The following is a 17,134-nucleotide window of genomic DNA, read 5'->3' as shown; positions in this document are numbered from 1 at the left end:
TCACGTGTAGTGGATGCGCTTCTCGAGGAAGCGGAACTGGATGATGGTGAGCACGAAAACGACCAGCATCAGAATGACCGACTGGGCAGATGAACTGCCGATGTCGTTGCCGCGGAAGCCGTCCATGAAGACCTTGTAGACAAGCGTGATCGGGTTGTTGGCCGGCTTGTCCTTCACCATCACGTCGATCACGCCAAAGGTGTCGAAAAGCGCGTAGGTGATGTTGATGATCAGCAGGAAGAAGGCTGTCGGCGCAAGGAGCGGCAGGGTGACCGTCCAGAAACGACGAAGACCGGATCGGCAGTCGATCGTGGCTGCTTCGCGCACGGAAACCGGAACGCCCTGAAGGCCAGACAGGAAGAATATGAAATTGTAGGGTATCTGCTTCCAGACAGCGACGACGATCATGGCGAAAGCGGTGTCGTAATAATTCAGACCGACGCGCATGTCCCAACCGAACCAGGACGCCAGTTTCACAAAGGGACCGATATGCTGGTCGAAGAACATCATGCCGATCAGGCCGGCGACCGGTGGAGCGATCGCATAAACAGAGATCAGCAAGGTCTTGTAGGTCGAGCTGCCGCGGATGACTGCATCGGCCTTGACCGCGAGCAGCAGCCCCAGCGCAAGCGAAAAGAAGGTAACGAGCACGGTGAAGACAACCGTGAACTTGGCGATACCAAGATATTCAGGGCTGAACATCACGTCCCAATAGTTGCTCATGCCAACGAAGGTCGAGCCGAAACCAAAGGGGTCTTCGATGTAGAACGAAGACTGCACCGCCTGAACGGACGGCCAGTAGAAGAAGATGAAGATCACCGCGAGTTGCGGCGCCAGGAAAAGATAAGGAACGTAGGACGACGAGAACTGGACACGCTTGGCGCCAGCCTGCTCGACCGGTGCTTTCTTGGCGCCCGCTGACAAACCGGGGATAAACCGGCTCAAACGAGGTTGTGAAGGAGTATAGGCCACGCGCGGTCCCCTATCGAGAATGGGACCCCCTTCGTGTGAAGGAGGCCCCTGTTGGTTTCACAGTCCGTAAGGGCTTATCAGCCAGCGGTCTTTGCGAAGCGCGCGAGAAGTTCGTTGCCTTCCTTCTCGATGGTTTCGAAGCCCTGTTTCACAGTGGTTTCACCAGCGAAAATGCGGTTGTATTCGCGCTCCATGATCGAGCGGATCTGCGGGTAGAAGCCAAGGCGGTAACCCTTGGACCATTCGCCGCCGGGCAGCATCAGCTGCTTGATACCAACTTCGGCAACAGGCTCCTTCTCATAGTAGCCTTCCTTCTTGGCCAGCTCGTAGGCGGCTTCGGTGATGGCGACGTAACCGGTTGCCTGGTGGTAGAACTTCTGGATCTCAGGAGAGGTCAGGAACTGGAAGAAGTCGGCAACGCACTTGTTTTCCGCATCAGACTTGCCAGACATTGCGAACAGAGCTGCACCACCGATGAAGGTGTTGGTGCCGGCACCCTTGATCGAGCTCCAGTAAGGCAGGAAATCAGCCGAGAACGGCATGGTTGCGGTCTTCTTCAGACCACCGAACGAACCGGACGAACCGATCCACATGGCAACCTTGCCTTCTTCAAACGGCTTCTGGTTGTCGTTCCAGCCTGCGCCGTAATAACCGAAGTAACCTTCATCCTTCCAGGTCTTCAGCTTTTCGAACATCATGACGAGGTTCGGGTCGGTCAGCTTCATCTCGGTGCCGGCAACGCTGTCGTAACCGTTGTTGTTCGTGGCGAACTGCAGGTTCTGGCGCGAGAAGAAGTTTTCAGTGAACTGCCATGTGAGCTGCGAAGCGGTAAGCGCGGTGTAGCCGGCTTCCTTCAGCTTCGGCGCGATGGTTTCAAACTCTTCCCAGGTCTTCGGAACCGAAACGCCGGCCTTCTTGAAGGCTTCCTGGTTGATGTACATGATCGGCGCGGACGAGTTAAACGGCATCCCGACGAACTTGCCATCAGCAGCAGCGTAGAAATAACGAACGCCGTTGATGAAGGCGTCACGTTCAAACTTGTAACCAGCCTTGTTGATCAGGTCTTCCGCCGGAATGACGGCGCCCTTGGCGTTGATGATGGTGGCAGCGCCAGCATCAAAGACCTGAAGGATGTTCGGCTGTTCGCCAGAACGGAAAGCAGCGATGCCGCTTGCCAGCGCTTCTTCGTAAGAGCCCTTGGAAACCGGCGTCAGCGCGCACTCTTTCTGGGCTTCATTGAATTTCTGCGAAACTTCGTTGATGACTTCGCCGTTACGACCGCCCATGCCGTGCCACCAGGTAATGTTGGTAGCAGCCATGGAAGACGTTGCGGATACACTGACGGCCATCACAGCCATGGAAAATTTCTTGATCATCTTTTCGATCCTCTACCGCCCGTGGTTGGGTGAGGATGCGAATAGGCTTGTTCCGTGACGGGACTTTTACAGTTTTATTGCAGATTTGTTACACACCACCATGACGTGATGCGTTCGTTCGGCAAAAGCACGAAATGCGGCTGCTCAGGCAATTTTGTGCTGAACCGCACGCGCTGGATTACCAACTACGGTTGTAGCTGGCGCGACGTTCCTGGTGACCACGGAACCGGCACCTACGATGGCACCATCACCAATGGTAACGCCGGCTAAGATGATGGCGCCGCCGCCGATCCAGACATCCTTGCCAATGGTCACCGGCTTGGCGATCTCGATGCCTTTCGATCGCAAAACCGTATCCTTGTGGTGTTCGGCACAATAGATCTGCACGCCCGGCCCAAGCATGGAACCGTCGCCAATCTGTACGGGTGCAGAATCGAGAATGGCGCAGCCGGCGTTCAGATAGACGTTGTCGCCAAGGGTAATATTGAAACCATAGCTGCAATGAAAAGGCGCTTCGATGAACGCACTTGTGGAAGCTGAAGAAAAAAGCGAGTGCAGCAACGGCGCCATTGAGGCGCGCTCATCCGGTGGCATCGTATTGTGCTGATGAACAGCGCGGCGAGCCATTTTCCGCAAAGCGTCGAGCTCATCGTCCAGACAAGAATACCATTCGCCAGCAGCCATTTTTTCCCGTTCACCGGACATGGTGTTTCCTCTTAAAACGCATCGACAAAGTGTCTCGGCAGGCGACGCGGCATGACGGCAACGATATCGAACCGCACGGAAAGCTCGCTGAAATCCTTGCGACGGGACAGCCAGATATCGGCAGCGGCACGAATGCGCTGCTGTGAATGCCAACCGACCGCGTCGACGGCGCCACTGACCGAGCGCCTCGCCTTGACCTCAATGATGGCAACGACATTTTTCTTGCGCGCAACGAGATCGATTTCTCCGAGACGCGTTCGGTAACGAATGGCGAGAATGCGGTAACCCTTGAGCATGAGATAAAGAGCCGCCCAGTATTCGGCGGTGTGGCCACGCCGTTCAGCGCGCCGTCTTTTCCTCTCAAGCGGCTCACTTGCCATCAGCATCCTTCATATCAAGAAGCCGCTGGTAAAGCTCCTTGCGCGGAAGGCCCGTAAGCTTTGCCGCGTCGCCGGCTGCCTTGGCGGCGGGCATGGTGGAAACCAGATCCTTGAGCAGCTTTTCGACATCCTCGATATCTGGAATTTCGTCGTAGGAAGGAGGCTCGATAAGCAGCACGATTTCGCCCTTCACAGCGCGACCATCATCATAATAGTCGGCCAGCTCACCCAATGTGCCGCGCCGGAATTCTTCGAAGGTTTTGGTCAGTTCGCGACACACGACCGCGCGGCGATCCCGACCCAGCACCTCCGAGGCAACCTTCACCGTTGCGGCGATGCGATGCGGCGATTCAAAGAAGATCAGCGTCGCAGGGATCTTTGCCAGTTCCGAAAAACGGTCCCGCTTGCCACGATCCTTGACGGGCAGAAAACCCGCAAACAGAAAGGCATCACTTGGCATGCCCGACCCGACGAGGGCGGCCAGCGGTGCCGATGCACCCGGAATTGGAACGACGCGATGCCCTGCTTCAAGGGCCAGTTGACCAAGACGATATCCGGGGTCGGATACCAGCGGCGTTCCTGCATCGGAAACGAGCGCCACCGATTTTCCAGCTTCAAGCGCTGCAATCAGCTTTGGCCCGGCTTCCTGCGCATTGTGCTCGTGATAGGCGATGGGACGCGTACGAATGCCGTAACGCTCCAGCAAAACGCGGGTAACGCGGGTATCCTCGCAGGCCAGAACATCGGCCGACGCCAGGGTTTCCAACGCACGCAAGGTAATATCGCCAAGATTTCCGATCGGCGTGGCAACCAGATAAAGCGCGGGTTCAATTGGTCGTGCCGGAACAGTTGCCGTCCCTATCCTGAAACTCTTCGCAGCATTGTTGCTACCGCTGTGGGATACGTCTTCAGTCACACGCCATTCCAATCCTTGGTATTTTCAACCCTTTATGGGGAATAGAAAACCGGCGAACAAGGCCCAAGAGCCACCCTAACCTGTGGATCGAGCTGTATAGCACCAAAATGAAACGTTGCGGGCTCACTCGCCTCTTGCATTTTCGACAATAACTCTGCCATTTTGCCCGTCCACATCATCCGGCTTCCCGGCCGGACATGACTCTTTTTGCCGATCCGGCGGCGGCCGGGTCGCAACGGTTGAAAGCGGTAGCGTCCATGCGTATTACTCTTGAGCGGTCCAACCTTCTGAAATCGCTGAACCACGTCCACCGGGTCGTCGAGCGTCGCAATACGATTCCGATCCTCTCCAACGTGCTTTTGCGCGCTTCCGGCGCCAATCTCGACATGAAGGCGACGGACCTCGATCTGGAAATCACTGAAGCAACCCCTGCGATGGTAGAGCAGGCTGGCGCGACGACCGTTCCGGCACATCTGCTTTACGAAATCGTCCGCAAACTGCCGGATGGTTCCGAAGTGCTTCTGGCCACCAATCCGGATGGTTCGACCATGACTGTCGCTTCCGGTCGCTCGAAATTCTCGCTGCAATGCCTGCCGGAAGGCGACTTCCCCGATCTGACTGCCGGCACCTTCAGCCACACCTTCAAGCTGAAAGCGACCGATCTGAAGATGCTGATCGATCGCACCCAGTTTGCGATTTCCACCGAGGAAACGCGCTATTATCTGAATGGCATTTTCTTCCACACCATCGAAAGCAAAGGCGACCTGAAGCTGCGCGCCGTGGCGACGGACGGCCACCGTCTGGCGCGTGCCGACGTGGATGCTCCCTCCGGTTCGGAAGGCATGCCCGGCATCATCATTCCGCGCAAGACCGTTGGCGAATTGCAGAAGCTGGTCGACAATCCGGAAATCGAAGTCACGGTTGAAGTCTCCGACGCCAAGATCCGCCTTACCATCGGCTCGATCGTCATGACGTCGAAGCTGATCGACGGAACATTCCCTGACTATCAGCGCGTCATCCCGACGAACAACGACAAGGAAATGCGCGTCGATTGCCAGACCTTCGCTCAGGCTGTTGACCGTGTATCGACCATCTCGTCCGAACGCGGCCGCGCTGTAAAACTGGCACTGACGGACGGTCAGTTGACGCTGACGGTGAACAACCCTGATTCGGGCAGCGCAACGGAAGAAGTCGCTGTCGGATATGAGCATGATTCGATGGAAATCGGCTTCAACGCCAAATATCTGCTCGACATCACGTCACAGCTCTCCGGTGAAGACGCGATCTTCCTTCTGGCGGATGCGGGCTCACCGACGCTCGTTCGCGACACTGCCGGTGACGATGCGCTCTATGTTTTGATGCCGATGCGCGTCTAAAACGACCAATTATCCTCAAAATCGATCGCAAGCGCCGAAGACCACGTCTCCGGCGCTTTTTTGTTTCGATTCGCGACTACACATCAGCGTGATCGAATTTTCCCAATTACGACATTTTGCCTTGTTTTTGCGGCAAATGGGGTCAACATTGCTGTGACCGTTTTTTGACAATGACCAAATCTGAGGGGACTATGGCTCTAAACCTGAAACAGCGCTTCGAAAGAAAATTTGAGGAAGAGATCCGGTTTTTCAAGGGGATGGTCAACCAGCCAAAGAAGGTCGGCGCTATTGTTCCAACCTCCTCGATCACCGCAAAGAAAATGGCGAGTGTCATCAACCCGCATTCAGGTTTGCCGGTTCTCGAACTCGGGCCTGGCACGGGCGTCATCACCAAAGCCATTCTGGCGCGCGGCATCAAGCCTGAAAACCTCACTGCAATTGAATATTCCAGCGACTTCTATCTGCAGCTTCTGAAGAGCTATCCTGGTGTGAACTTCGTCAACGGCGACGCCTTCGACCTCAACACAACGCTCGGCGCAGACAAAAGCCAGATGTTCGACTGCGTGATCTCAGCCGTGCCGATGCTGAACTTTCCGATGGCGGCGCGCATCAAGCTTCTCGACGAACTCCTGAACCGTATTCCCCACGGTCGCCCGGTCGTACAGATTTCCTATGGTCCGGTTTCCCCCATCGTGGCGCAACCCCACCTTTACCACATCCGCCATTTCGATTTTATCGTCCGCAATATTCCGCCTGCGCAATTGTGGACCTACACGCGCGCCTGACATATCGTCGGGCGCATGTTTGCGCTCTACATCACTCACCCTCAGGTCAAGATTGATCCCGACGTCCCCGTTCCCGAATGGGGACTGTCCGATCTCGGCGCAGAACGCGCCCTCAAGGCCAGCCGCCTGCCCTGGGCGCGACGACTGGGTTGTATCGTTTCAAGCGAGGAGACCAAGGCGATCGAAACGGCCCGCATCCTCGCAGAGGCGAGCGGCGCACCTGTCCGGACAGTTGCGGGCATGCACGAGAACGATCGTTCGGCCACTGGCTTCCTGCCGCCGCCGGCGTTCGAAAAGGCCGCAGACTGGTTTTTCGCGCATCCGACCGAAAGTTTCCACGGATGGGAGCGTGCGGTGGATGCGCAAAACCGCATCGTTGCCGCTGTCGACGCCATTCTTGCAGATCATCCACCGGCGATGCCGATTGCCTTTGTCGGCCACGGCGGTGTGGGAACGCTGCTGAAATGCCACCTCGCACAGCAGCCGATCCGGCGCAGCCACGATCAGCCGGCTGGCGGGGGCAATCTTTTCGGTTTTTCCCTTGCGGACAGGCGCATCACATGCGACTGGACGGCAATGGAAACATGGCAGGGATAAGATAATGACCGCACGCGAACGCTTGATCGTCGGGCTCGACGTTCCGACTGTAAAAGAGGCCGAAAACATCGTTTCGAAGATCGGCGACGAAGTCCTCTTCTACAAGATCGGTTATCAGCTCGTGTTTGCCGGCGGACTGGAATTTGCGCGCGATCTCGCTCAGAGCGGCAAGAAGATTTTTCTCGACATGAAGCTTCTCGACATCGACAACACCGTCGCATCGGGTGTGGAAAACATTGCCAAGATGGGCATGTCGATGCTGACCCTGCACGCTTACCCGAAAGCGATGCGCGCCGCCGTCAAGGCTGCGGAAGGCTCCGGCCTGTGCCTGCTTGGCGTCACGGTTCTGACCTCGATGGATGATGCGGACCTCACAGACGCCGGTTATGCATCGGATGCTCGTTCGCTCGTCCTTCGCCGTGCCCAGCAGGCGCGCGAAGCCGGAATGGGCGGCATCGTCTGTTCGGCCGAAGAATCCGGCGCTGTCCGTGAAATTCTCGGCCCTGATCTTGCAGTAGTTACACCCGGTATCCGTCCCGTCGGGGCTGACGCAGGCGATCAGAAGCGCGTGGTGACCCCTTATGATGCCATCAAGGCGGGCTCCAGCCATCTCGTCGTTGGCCGCCCGATCGTCAAAGCGGACGATCCGAAGGCAGCGGCCCGCGCCATTCTGGACGAAATGCTGCGCGCAAGCTTTCCGGCAAACAACTAAATCATAAGAGGGAGGAGACAAACATGGCCAAGGGATACTGGATCGCGCGCGTGGATGTCCGCGACGCTGAGCGGTACAAGGATTATGTATCGACGGCAAAGCCGGCATTCGAGCGCTTCGGAGCGAATTTCCTTGCTCGTGGTGGCTTTTCGACGGAACTGGAAGGCAAATCTCGCGCACGCAACGTCGTTATCGAGTTTCCTTCCGTGCAACACGCGGTCGATTGCTACAATTCGCCGGAATACCAGGCGGCTGCCAAAATCCGTCAGGAAATTGCCGACGCCGAATTTGTCGTTGTCGAAGGTATTTGACGACAATCAAACCACTTGCCCAAAACAGCACAATTGCCTGCGACAACATGTCTTCACGAGCGCGCAGCTTTGAGCTAAGAGACAAAAAACGCTTTATCTACAGCCTCTGAGGAGCCTTCCCCATGACCTTGGCCAACCTTCCACCTCTCGTCACCGTTTTTGGCGGTTCGGGTTTCGTCGGGCGGCATGTCGTGCGAATGCTGGCGAAGCGTGGCTACCGCATCCGTGTCGCGGTCCGCAGACCGGATCTCGCGGGCTTCCTGCAGCCACTCGGCAATGTCGGTCAGATTTCTTTCGCACAGGCAAACCTGCGTTACCGTGACTCGGTTGTCAAAGCGATTGCGGACGCTGATCACGTCGTCAACTGCGTTGGCATTCTGGCCGAGAGTGGCCGCAACACCTTTGACGCCGTACAGGAATTCGGTGCCAAGACGATTGCCGAAGCCGCACGCGACGCCGGAGCAACCTTGACGCATATCTCTGCCATCGGTGCAGATGCCAGCTCCACGACGGGTTATGGTCGCACCAAGGGCCGCGCTGAGGCTGCTATCCTGTCCGTCCTGCCCAGTGCCGTGATCCTGCGTCCATCGATCGTGTTCGGACCTGAAGACGACTTCTTCAACAAATTTGCCAAGATGGCCCGTTCGTTGCCATTCCTGCCGCTGATCGGCGGTGGCAAAACGAAATTCCAGCCTGTCTACGTCGAAGACGTCGCGGAAGCTGTCGCCCGCAGTGTCGACGGCAAGCTGAAGCCCGGCGCGACCTACGAACTCGGTGGCCAGGACGTCATGACATTCCGCGACTGTCTTGAGGCCGTTCTTTCGGCGACGTATCGTGAGCGTCCGTTCGTGAACCTGCCCTTTGGCGTTGCCTCGCTGATCGGCAAGGTCGCCTCGCTTATCCCGCTCATCGCACCGCCCTTGACCGCAGACCAAGTCACGATGCTGAAAAAGGACAATGTGGTCTCCGCAGACGCCGACAAGAATGGCCTGACGCTGGAAGGCATCGGCATTACGCCCGTTCGCGTCGCTTCGGTTCTGCCATCCTACATGGTTCAGTACCGGCAGCACGGCCAGTTCTCCAATGCCGGCAAAGCCGCCTGAAGCATCGCTTCAGGCGCAACCATTCCCTCTCTGGCGCGTTTGACCCTCCAATTGGAAGGGATGAATTGTCGTGTTCAAAAAACCGCCTACCGAATGCAAAAAAAGCGATGAAAGCCGCCTGCGGCAAGGCAAGCGTGGCACAAGCGCAACTGTGGAAAATACTTCGCATTAACCCGGTATTCAGCAACCTGGTTTATTGATATTGGCCACAATCAAAGCATATTCCCGAACCCTCAACTTCACTGAACGCGGTGTGCTCCGCGCGAACAAATGTCTGAAAGGCAACAATAAAATGGGCAGATCTATCGCACTCTTTTTTGCGTGTGCGGCTTTGGTGGTTCTGGCGGGTTCTTTCATGGCGCCGGGTACGGTTGCAGCAGGTAAGAGCGGTTGTTCACCGGCATACGGCGTTGACCCTTGCGCAACGGCGTCGATCAAAACCAACTGATCGAATTCATGACGATTTAAAAAAAGCGCCGCCGGATATTCCGGGGCGCTTTTTTGATGGACGGATGGTAGGGTTGATGTTCAGCCGAACACCAGCAACGCAATAAGCCCGAGCGTGCCGATGGCAATCCGCCACCAGGCAAAGGGTGCGAAACCGCGGCGCGAGACAAAATCCAGCAGCGAACGCACGACAAACAGGCCCGATACGAAGGCCGCGATAAAACCGACGGCAATCAACGCGCCGTCATCAAACGTCAGTGCGTCCCTGTTCTTGTAAAGATCGAGCACAAAGGCGCCGAGCATCGTCGGCATGGCCAGGAAGAACGAAAACTCTGCGGCCGAACGTTTATCTGTTCCCATCAACAGCGAGCCGACAATGGTGGCGCCGGAACGCGACGTTCCCGGAATCATTGCAAGGCACTGGAAAAGTCCAATCTTGAAGGCAAGCGAGGGCGGATAGTCCATGACATCTGTATATTTCGGTTTGATGGGCATGCGATCGACAGCAAGAAGGATGATCCCGCCGAGGATCAGCACAATGCAGATAAGCATCGGAGTTTCAAACAGCACCGACTTGATGAAATCATGCGCGATGGCGCCGATAACGGCTGCAGGCAGGAAAGCGAGCAGCACGGCCAACACGAACCGACGCGCCTTCTGACTTGTCGGCAACGATAGAGCGATCGACACAAGCTTTTGAAAATACACCAGAAGAATGGCGAGGATCGCACCGAGCTGGATCAGCACTGCAAAGGTATTGCCGGGTGACTTGAAGCCGAGAAAGTGACCGGCGAGCAGGACATGCGCCGTTGAGGAAACGGGAATGAACTCCGTCAGACCTTCGATTATCCCCAGTAGAAGCGCACTGATGATCGATTGGTCGCCCATGAGATCTCCTTGATTTTCAGGAAGAGATGAGGATTGAAAGAAATTGCGTTAAACTTGTTTTAAAGTGCCCGCGCTTTTATAGCGTCTTGATGAAGCGAAACTGAAAATGTCTTCGGCGAACGCCGGACATGAACCCCAATCACAAATTCGAGTACCAATGCCAACTCTCTATCATTCTCCGATGTCGACCGCATCCCGGTTTGTTCGGCTGATCCTTGCGGAATACGGTTTCCAGACCGATCTCGTGGAGGAGCAACCTTGGGAGAGACGTCGGGAGTTCCTGGCGCTCAATCCTGCCGGCACCCTGCCCGTCTATGTTGACGACAACATGCGTTCGCTCAGCGGCCCCTATGTGCTGGCCGAGTTTCTTGACGAAACGCATGGCGTGTTGAAGCGCGACAGGCGTCTTCTGGCGGAAGACCCGTTCCAGCGCGCCGAAATCCGTCGCCTGACAGAGTGGTTTTTGCAGAAGATGGAAAACGACGTAACCAGGCCATTGGTGCGCGAGCGCGTCTACAAGCTGCAGATGACGGCCGCTCAAGGCGGTGGTCCTCCGGATTCCAAACTGCTGCGCACCGCCCGCAACAATATCCGCCAGCATATCAAATATCTGGAATGGCTGGCCGGCTCCCGGACCTGGCTTGCTGGTGATCGGCTGAGCTACGCGGACCTTGCAGCCGCATCGGCGGTGTCGGTTCTCGACTATCTAGGTGAGATCAACTGGCTCGAAGCACCGATCGCGAAAGAATGGTATCAGCGGGTAAAATCCCGTCCTTCTTTCCGTCAGTTCCTGAGCGAACGCATTCCCCGGCTTGCTCCGTCCTCTCACTACGCCGACCTGGATTTCTGAGAGACAATCCTTTTCAGGCTCGATTGCTGCCGGTTAGCCACTATCTATAATCAGGGCACTACGGCCAGCAGGAGACACGATCATCGACGTTGCGAGCGAGAAGCAGCGGTTACGCGCACGCAAGCTGACGGACTTCGTCCGTCAGGAAGCGCTTTCGCTTGGCTTCGATTTGTGCCGCATAACCACCCCGGACAGCATACCGCTTGCTCCAGACCGGCTGCGCGCATTTCTCGAAAGCGGCTACCACGGCACCATGGCGTGGATGGAGGAAACAGAGGCACGTCGCGCGACACCGAAGACGTTGTGGGGCGATGTCCGCTCCATCGTGATGTTCGGACTGAACTATGGTCCCGATGAAGATCCACGCCCCATTTTGCAAAAAACCGATAAAGCCGCCATTTCGGTTTATGCCCGCAACCGCGATTACCATGATGTGATCAAAGGGCGGCTAAAGGAAATTGCCACCCGCTTTGCCGCGCGCGCCGGTGAAGACGTCAAAGTCTTCGTGGACACAGCGCCCGTGATGGAAAAACCGTTGGCGGCGGCAGCCGGTCTTGGCTGGCAAGGAAAGCATACCAACCTCGTCAGCCGTACACATGGCTCCTGGCTCTTTCTGGGTAGCATGTTCACCACCGCAGAACTCTGTCCGGATGAACCGGAAAAGGACCATTGCGGTTCATGCCGGGCCTGTCTGGACGCCTGCCCGACCAACGCGTTTCCCGCCCCCTATCAACTCGACGCGCGGCGGTGCATCTCCTACCTCACGATCGAACACAAAGGTCCGATCCCGCACGAATTTCGTCCGATGATCGGCAACCGCATCTACGGGTGCGACGACTGTCTTGCGGCCTGTCCCTGGAACAAGTTCGCAGCCAGCGCCTCGGAAATGAAACTTCAGGCGCGCGACGACCTGAAAGAACCCTCCATCGCGTTTCTCCTGACGCTGGACGATCCGACCTTCCGAAGCTTTTTCAGTGGATCGCCCGTCAAACGCATCGGGCGGAACCGCTTCGTGCGCAATGTCCTGATTGCTGCCGGAAACTCCGGCGACAGGCAATTTATGCCTCAATGCAGACAGCTTGCGGAAGACCCGTCACCGGACGTTCGCGGCATGGCAATCTGGGCACTGTCGCAGCTTATGGACAGGGCCGAATTCCATGCTTACGCTGCAACACGCGCGTCGGAGACAGATCCGGACGTAATGAATGAATGGCAGCAGGCAGAGGCGTGAACCATGCAAGTCATGATTTTCGGTGCAGGATATTCAGGCAAAGCGATTGCAGCCTCTCTGGAGCCGGACTCAGAACGCATCTACGGTACAACGCGCAGTCCCGAGAAATTCGCGAGCCTTTCGACGGCTGGAATGTGGCCACATCTTTTCGACGGTGAAACGCTCGGTGATGAACTGCTGAAGGCGATGCGCACGACCACCCATCTTTTTCAGTCAATCGCGCCAAAGAACGACGACGATCCGTTGTTGCGGCTGACCGAGGGGGATCTAAGGCGGTTTTTCCCGGAACTGAGATGGGTTGCGTATCTTTCAACTGTCGGCGTCTACGGCGACCACGACGGCGCCTGGGTCGATGAGGACAGCCCATGCCGACCTGTTTCAAGCCGGTCGGTGGAGAGACTGGCCGCAGAAAATGCCTGGTCGACCGCAGCTCTCAAAGCCAACGTACCTCTTGCCGTGCTGCGATTGTCCGGCATCTATGGGCCCAGCCGCAACGCTTTCGTCAATTTCGAAAAGGGTATTGCCCGGCGGCTGGTAAAAACCGGCCAGGTGTTCAACCGTATCCGTGTCGAGGACATCGGATCTGCCGGTGCTTTTTTGTTACGACGTAACGAGGATGGCATCTTCAACATCACCGATGACGAGCCGTCGCCGCCGCAGGATGTGGTGACCTATGCCGCCTCCCTGATGGGGAAAGAGCCACCGCCCGAACAAGCCTTCGAGACCGCTGAACTGACGCCGATGGCGCGTTCCTTCTACGGTGAGAACAAGCGCGTTTCGAATGGAAAACTTAGTGCGCTTGGCTTCGATTTCGAGTTTCCCAACTACCGGATGTCGCTCGAGCAACTCTGGCAAGACGGCGTTTGGCGGGGCTGAAATCGCGACCTTGAAAGCGATGAAAAATCCTTCCAAAGCCATTTTTCAGGATAGATTTCGTCGCATTTCTGCCTATTATGATTTTATTAACTAGACGCGATTCGCTAAAATCGTAGCTATTAGAAAAATATTTCACTCACATTTCGTGAACTCGATTCACAAATTCGAGAGCAGCAACGCTATTCCGCTTTGGCTTTGATTCCGCGTTACTTTTTCCAGTTTTGCGCAAAACTTCATCCGCATGGGTTCTCCAAATGCAATCACGAATGTTACATGTTGTAACAGTTCGTGATTGGAATTCAGCTTTTTTTCGCCATTTTTCCCTCGCCCTACAATCACGCATTCAAACGCGTTCAAGCCGCTCAATGGCTTTCAAGCAAGGGCAAATTCAATCGGCGCGGGGCCGAGTATCAGGGAAGCACAGTTTGTTGAACATCCGCCGTATAACTTTCACCGCTGCAACTATTGCCGTCTGTTCCATCATCGCGCCTCTTCAGGCGTCTGCGGCAAACGGTTGCGGGGGCGCATCGTGGTATGCGTTGAGCTCCAAGACTGCTTCGGGCGAGCGTATGAACGCTGCTCATCTTACCGCGGCACATCGTTCGCTGCGGTTCGGCACCAAGGTCAAGGTCACCAATGCCCGTAACGGTAAAGCCGTTGTCGTCCGCATCAATGATCGCGGACCGTTCATCAAGGGTCGTGTTCTCGACCTGTCCAAGGCAGCCGCCAATCATATCGGCATGATTAGCTCCGGTACGGCCAAAGTTTGCTACGAGATCGTTTCCGCCAAATGAGCCTTGCCCTCGCCGCCATTCGCGTCTACCAACCGGGCAACCAGCAAAAAGAGGTAGACAATGCGTTTAGGCGGACGTTTGGCCGGAGCCATCGAGGTATTGGCGGATATCGAGGGACGTAGACGCCCCGTGGCCGATGCCCTGAAGGATTGGGGCCTCGCGCATCGTTTTGCCGGGTCAGGTGACAGGGCCGCCATTGGCAACATCGTCTACGATGCCCTGCGCATGAAACTCTCCCACGCATGGCTGATGGAAGACGACAGCGCCAATGCGCTCGGTTATGCGGTCATGCTGCGACAATGGGGCAAATCACTCGAACAGCTTGCAGCGGAATTCGATGGCGACAAGTTCGCACCCGCCGCCCTGTCCGACGACGCCGTCAAGGCTTTCACCACGCGCGCACTTACCGATGCCCCGTTGCATATTCAGGGTGACATTCCTGAATGGGTGCAGGTTTCTTTCGAGGCCGCTTTCGGGGAAAGATGGCTGGAGGAAGCAAAGGCGCTCAACGAACGCCCGACGCTCGACCTGCGCGCCAACACCTTGAAGGCAACACGCGAGAAGGTTTTGAAGGCGCTGGAGGAAAGCGGCGCCGAAGCAACACGGATCGCCCGCCAGGGTGTACGCATCGCTGCAGGCGAGGGCCCTTCCCGACTGCCAAATGTCACTGCGGAACTTTCCTTTCAAAAAGGCTGGTTCGAGGTTCAGGACGAAGGCTCTCAGATCGTGGCCGATCTGGCTGGCGCTCAAGAAGGCGAGCAGGTTCTTGATTATTGTGCAGGCGGTGGCGGCAAGACGCTGGCCATGGCCGCCAGCATGAACAACAAGGGACAGGTGCATGCCTTCGATGCCGACCGCAAACGTCTGGCACCGATCATCGAACGTCTGAAGCGCGCCGGCACGCGCAATGTGCAGGTGCACGACCGTGCATCCGGCCTTGCTCCGTTCACTGAAAAGTTCGATCGTGTTCTGGTCGATGCGCCCTGCACCGGCACCGGAACTTGGCGCAGACGGCCCGACACGAAATGGCGGTTGACGCAGCGCAATCTCGAAGAACGCGTCGGCCAGCAGGCGGAAGCTCTGGATCAGGCAAAGGTGTTCGTACGGCCCGGTGGCGAGTTGCTTTATGTTACCTGTTCGGTCCTGCCAGAAGAAAACGAGCGGCAGGTCCGCCGCTTCTGCGATGAGAACCCGGAATTTTCCATGGGCTCTGCTGTTGCGCGCTGGACCAGTGTTTTCGGTGCTCAGGCGAGAAAGCCACATTCCGCCGACAACGAGACCGTGACGTTGACGCCTGCAACCACAGATACTGACGGGTTTTTCTTTAGCGTGATGAAACGCAAACAATAAAACGGTCTTTGCACGCACAGATTTTACTGGGCAAAACTTGCAGAAGATTGTTTCCAAAGGTTCTAAACTAGAATGTTTGACACAAGTTTGTGATTGGTTCAGAACTCGCTTCCCGTAGCGTGATGCAATGTCACGTCTGCTGAAGGAGAGGGATCATGATCCGCAAAACCATACTTGGCGCATCCGCTGCGCTTCTGGCAGCATCCGCAGCGTTCACTGCGCTTCCAGCACGAGCGGCAACCGATGCCGCCGCCGTCGTGAAACATTACGCCGATGTCGCGCACGCGAAATACGAAGATTCACTCATCACGGCCAAGGCATTGGACAAGGCAATCGATGCCCTGATCGCCAGCCCGAGCGATGAAACTCTGAAGGCGGCACGTACGGCATGGATCAAGGCACGCGTGCCTTACCAGCAATCCGAGGTTTATCGCTTCGGCAACCCGATCGTTGACGAATGGGAAGGCAAGGTCAACGCCTGGCCGCTGGATGAAGGTCTCATCGACTACGTCGACGGCTCCTACGGCACCGAAAGCGATGAAAACGAACTTTACGTCGCAAACATCATCGCCAACAAGACGATCAAGATCGGCGGCGAAGAGGTTGACGCGACCAAGATCACGCCGGAACTGATTGAAAGCCTGAGCGAAGCGGGCGATGTGGAAGCCAACGTGACGACCGGTTACCACGCCATCGAATTCCTGCTGTGGGGCCAGGATCTGAATGGCACCGGACCGGGTGCGGGCAACCGCCCCTATACCGATTACGACAAGGCCAAATGCACCAATGGCAATTGCGATCGCCGTGCCGAATACCTGAAATCCGCCTCTACGCTGCTGGTCAAGGATCTGCAGGACATGGTGGACGCGTGGGCGCCTGAGGGTGAGGCCACCAAGACGATCGAAGCTGATCCCAAGGCTGGCCTGACTGCCATTCTGACGGGTATGGGGTCGCTGTCTTACGGTGAACTCGCGGGCGAGCGCATGAAACTCGGCCTTCTGCTACACGATCCGGAAGAAGAGCACGATTGCTTCTCCGACAACACATACAACTCGCATCTTTACGATGCTGTCGGGATCGCGTCGGCCTATACGGGCGAATACACCCGCGCTGATGGTACCAAGATGACCGGCGCCTCGCTTTCCGAACTGGTTGGCGCGAAGGACAAGGCGCTGAACGACGAAATGACGTCGAAGCTCAACAAGACACTCGACGCCATGCATGCCATGGAAAAGCGCGCCCAGACCGTTGAAGCCTACGATCAGATGATCGGCGAAGGCAACAAGGAGGGCAACGCTGTTGTCCAGGCCGCCATCGACGGCCTTCTCGACCAGACGAAAACCATCGAGCGGGTGATCGCCGCACTTGATCTCGGCAAGATCGAACTCGAAGGCTCCGACAGCCTCGACAATCCGAATACCGTCTTCAAGTAAGATATGAGGGGTCGTGGTCTTCCACGGCCCCT

At 56.6% G+C, this 17,134-nt stretch carries 18 protein-coding genes; 12 read left to right on the top strand and 6 right to left on the bottom strand.

Going from position 1 to position 17,134, the window contains the following annotated elements:
* The 5 genes from HWX89_RS10030 to rsmI form a co-directional block, all read right to left on the bottom strand.
* Positions 1–972: an ABC transporter permease subunit gene (locus tag HWX89_RS10030; RefSeq protein WP_178340694.1), complete on the bottom strand. Its 972-nt coding sequence runs from the start codon at positions 970–972 to the stop codon at positions 1–3.
* 77 nt (positions 973–1,049) lie between these two features.
* Positions 1,050–2,348, bottom strand: coding sequence for an extracellular solute-binding protein (locus HWX89_RS10025; RefSeq protein ID WP_138794343.1), 1,299 nt, complete (start codon positions 2,346–2,348; stop codon positions 1,050–1,052).
* 144 nt (positions 2,349–2,492) lie between these two features.
* Positions 2,493–3,053 carry a sugar O-acetyltransferase gene (locus HWX89_RS10020; protein ID WP_138794342.1) on the bottom strand — a complete coding sequence of 187 codons (561 nt, stop codon included), beginning with the start codon at positions 3,051–3,053 and terminating at the stop codon, positions 2,493–2,495.
* An 11-nt stretch (positions 3,054–3,064) separates the two neighbouring features.
* Positions 3,065–3,433 (bottom strand): YraN family protein, encoded by a 369-nt coding sequence (locus tag HWX89_RS10015; RefSeq protein ID WP_138794341.1) that lies wholly within the window; start codon positions 3,431–3,433, stop codon positions 3,065–3,067.
* Entirely contained in the window at positions 3,423–4,295 is an 873-nt protein-coding gene (gene rsmI, locus HWX89_RS10010) for a 16S rRNA (cytidine(1402)-2'-O)-methyltransferase (RefSeq protein ID WP_353505677.1), read from the bottom strand. Before rsmI ends, HWX89_RS10015 begins: the two co-directional genes overlap by 11 nt.
* Before the next feature lie 311 nt (positions 4,296–4,606).
* On the opposite strand from rsmI, the gene dnaN reads away from it, so the two are divergent.
* From dnaN to HWX89_RS09980, 6 genes are all read left to right on the top strand, one after another.
* Positions 4,607–5,725 (top strand): DNA polymerase III subunit beta, encoded by a 1,119-nt coding sequence (gene dnaN, locus HWX89_RS10005; protein ID WP_138794339.1) that lies wholly within the window; start codon positions 4,607–4,609, stop codon positions 5,723–5,725.
* Between the two features lie 191 nt (positions 5,726–5,916).
* Positions 5,917–6,510: a phospholipid N-methyltransferase PmtA gene (gene pmtA, locus HWX89_RS10000; RefSeq protein WP_138794338.1), complete on the top strand. Its 594-nt coding sequence runs from the start codon at positions 5,917–5,919 to the stop codon at positions 6,508–6,510.
* Positions 6,511–6,525: 15 nt separating this feature from the next.
* Positions 6,526–7,107 carry a histidine phosphatase family protein gene (locus HWX89_RS09995; protein ID WP_138794337.1) on the top strand — a complete coding sequence of 194 codons (582 nt, stop codon included), beginning with the start codon at positions 6,526–6,528 and terminating at the stop codon, positions 7,105–7,107.
* 4 nt (positions 7,108–7,111) lie between these two features.
* A complete protein-coding gene (gene pyrF / locus HWX89_RS09990; RefSeq protein ID WP_138794336.1) occupies positions 7,112–7,819 on the top strand; it encodes an orotidine-5'-phosphate decarboxylase in 708 nt (235 codons plus the stop codon).
* 23 nt (positions 7,820–7,842) lie between these two features.
* Positions 7,843–8,130 carry a DUF1330 domain-containing protein gene (locus tag HWX89_RS09985; RefSeq protein ID WP_138794335.1) on the top strand — a complete coding sequence of 96 codons (288 nt, stop codon included), beginning with the start codon at positions 7,843–7,845 and terminating at the stop codon, positions 8,128–8,130.
* A 122-nt stretch (positions 8,131–8,252) separates the two neighbouring features.
* Positions 8,253–9,233 carry a complex I NDUFA9 subunit family protein gene (locus HWX89_RS09980; protein ID WP_138794334.1) on the top strand — a complete coding sequence of 327 codons (981 nt, stop codon included), beginning with the start codon at positions 8,253–8,255 and terminating at the stop codon, positions 9,231–9,233.
* 528 nt (positions 9,234–9,761) lie between these two features.
* On the opposite strand, the gene HWX89_RS09975 is transcribed toward HWX89_RS09980, so the two are convergent.
* Positions 9,762–10,568, bottom strand: coding sequence for an undecaprenyl-diphosphate phosphatase (locus HWX89_RS09975; protein WP_138794332.1), 807 nt, complete (start codon positions 10,566–10,568; stop codon positions 9,762–9,764).
* A 157-nt stretch (positions 10,569–10,725) separates the two neighbouring features.
* Between HWX89_RS09975 and HWX89_RS09970 the strand changes: the two genes are divergently transcribed.
* The 6 genes from HWX89_RS09970 (at position 10,726) to HWX89_RS09945 (ending at position 17,102) form a co-directional block, all read left to right on the top strand.
* Positions 10,726–11,418 (top strand): glutathione S-transferase family protein, encoded by a 693-nt coding sequence (locus tag HWX89_RS09970; RefSeq protein WP_138794331.1) that lies wholly within the window; start codon positions 10,726–10,728, stop codon positions 11,416–11,418.
* Between the two features lie 79 nt (positions 11,419–11,497).
* Complete coding sequence (queG, locus tag HWX89_RS09965) at positions 11,498–12,649, top strand: tRNA epoxyqueuosine(34) reductase QueG (RefSeq protein ID WP_502707597.1); 1,152 nt, start codon at positions 11,498–11,500, stop codon at positions 12,647–12,649.
* Between the two features lie 3 nt (positions 12,650–12,652).
* The gene (locus tag HWX89_RS09960) at positions 12,653–13,525 is read left to right on the top strand and encodes an SDR family oxidoreductase (RefSeq protein WP_138794329.1); all 873 of its coding nucleotides are present in this window, start codon (positions 12,653–12,655) and stop codon (positions 13,523–13,525) included.
* A 425-nt stretch (positions 13,526–13,950) separates the two neighbouring features.
* The gene (locus HWX89_RS09955) at positions 13,951–14,319 is read left to right on the top strand and encodes a septal ring lytic transglycosylase RlpA family protein (protein ID WP_138794328.1); all 369 of its coding nucleotides are present in this window, start codon (positions 13,951–13,953) and stop codon (positions 14,317–14,319) included.
* Between the two features lie 60 nt (positions 14,320–14,379).
* On the top strand, positions 14,380–15,669 hold the full coding sequence (locus tag HWX89_RS09950; RefSeq protein WP_138794327.1) for an RsmB/NOP family class I SAM-dependent RNA methyltransferase: 1,290 nt from the start codon (positions 14,380–14,382) through the stop codon (positions 15,667–15,669).
* A gap of 155 nt (positions 15,670–15,824) precedes the next feature.
* Positions 15,825–17,102, top strand: a complete 1,278-nt coding sequence (locus HWX89_RS09945) for an imelysin family protein (RefSeq protein WP_138794326.1) — start codon at positions 15,825–15,827, stop codon at positions 17,100–17,102.
* The last annotated feature ends 32 nt before the right edge of the window (positions 17,103–17,134 follow it).

It is taken from the genome of Rhizobium sp. RM (genome assembly GCF_013390595.1).
Classification (GTDB): domain Bacteria; phylum Pseudomonadota; class Alphaproteobacteria; order Rhizobiales; family Rhizobiaceae; genus Agrobacterium.
Note: the sequence above shows the minus strand (reverse complement) of the source record. Positions and strands in the feature narration are given on the sequence as shown.

Excerpts from the sequence above, each read along its gene's own strand:
- HWX89_RS10025 (WP_138794343.1), bottom strand. The coding sequence starts at position 2,348 with ATGATCAAGAAATTTTCCATGGCTGTGATGGCCGTCAGTGTATCCGCA.
- HWX89_RS10020 (WP_138794342.1), bottom strand. The coding sequence starts at position 3,053 with ATGTCCGGTGAACGGGAAAAAATGGCTGCTGGCGAATGGTATTCTTGT.
- HWX89_RS10015 (WP_138794341.1), bottom strand. The coding sequence starts at position 3,433 with ATGGCAAGTGAGCCGCTTGAGAGGAAAAGACGGCGCGCTGAACGGCGT.
- dnaN (WP_138794339.1), top strand. The coding sequence starts at position 4,607 with ATGCGTATTACTCTTGAGCGGTCCAACCTTCTGAAATCGCTGAACCAC.
- pmtA (WP_138794338.1), top strand. The coding sequence starts at position 5,917 with ATGGCTCTAAACCTGAAACAGCGCTTCGAAAGAAAATTTGAGGAAGAG.
- HWX89_RS09995 (WP_138794337.1), top strand. The coding sequence starts at position 6,526 with ATGTTTGCGCTCTACATCACTCACCCTCAGGTCAAGATTGATCCCGAC.
- pyrF (WP_138794336.1), top strand. The coding sequence starts at position 7,112 with ATGACCGCACGCGAACGCTTGATCGTCGGGCTCGACGTTCCGACTGTA.
- HWX89_RS09985 (WP_138794335.1), top strand. The coding sequence starts at position 7,843 with ATGGCCAAGGGATACTGGATCGCGCGCGTGGATGTCCGCGACGCTGAG.
- HWX89_RS09980 (WP_138794334.1), top strand. The coding sequence starts at position 8,253 with ATGACCTTGGCCAACCTTCCACCTCTCGTCACCGTTTTTGGCGGTTCG.
- HWX89_RS09975 (WP_138794332.1), bottom strand. The coding sequence starts at position 10,568 with ATGGGCGACCAATCGATCATCAGTGCGCTTCTACTGGGGATAATCGAA.
- HWX89_RS09970 (WP_138794331.1), top strand. The coding sequence starts at position 10,726 with ATGCCAACTCTCTATCATTCTCCGATGTCGACCGCATCCCGGTTTGTT.
- HWX89_RS09960 (WP_138794329.1), top strand. The coding sequence starts at position 12,653 with ATGCAAGTCATGATTTTCGGTGCAGGATATTCAGGCAAAGCGATTGCA.
- HWX89_RS09950 (WP_138794327.1), top strand. The coding sequence starts at position 14,380 with ATGCGTTTAGGCGGACGTTTGGCCGGAGCCATCGAGGTATTGGCGGAT.
- HWX89_RS09945 (WP_138794326.1), top strand. The coding sequence starts at position 15,825 with ATGATCCGCAAAACCATACTTGGCGCATCCGCTGCGCTTCTGGCAGCA.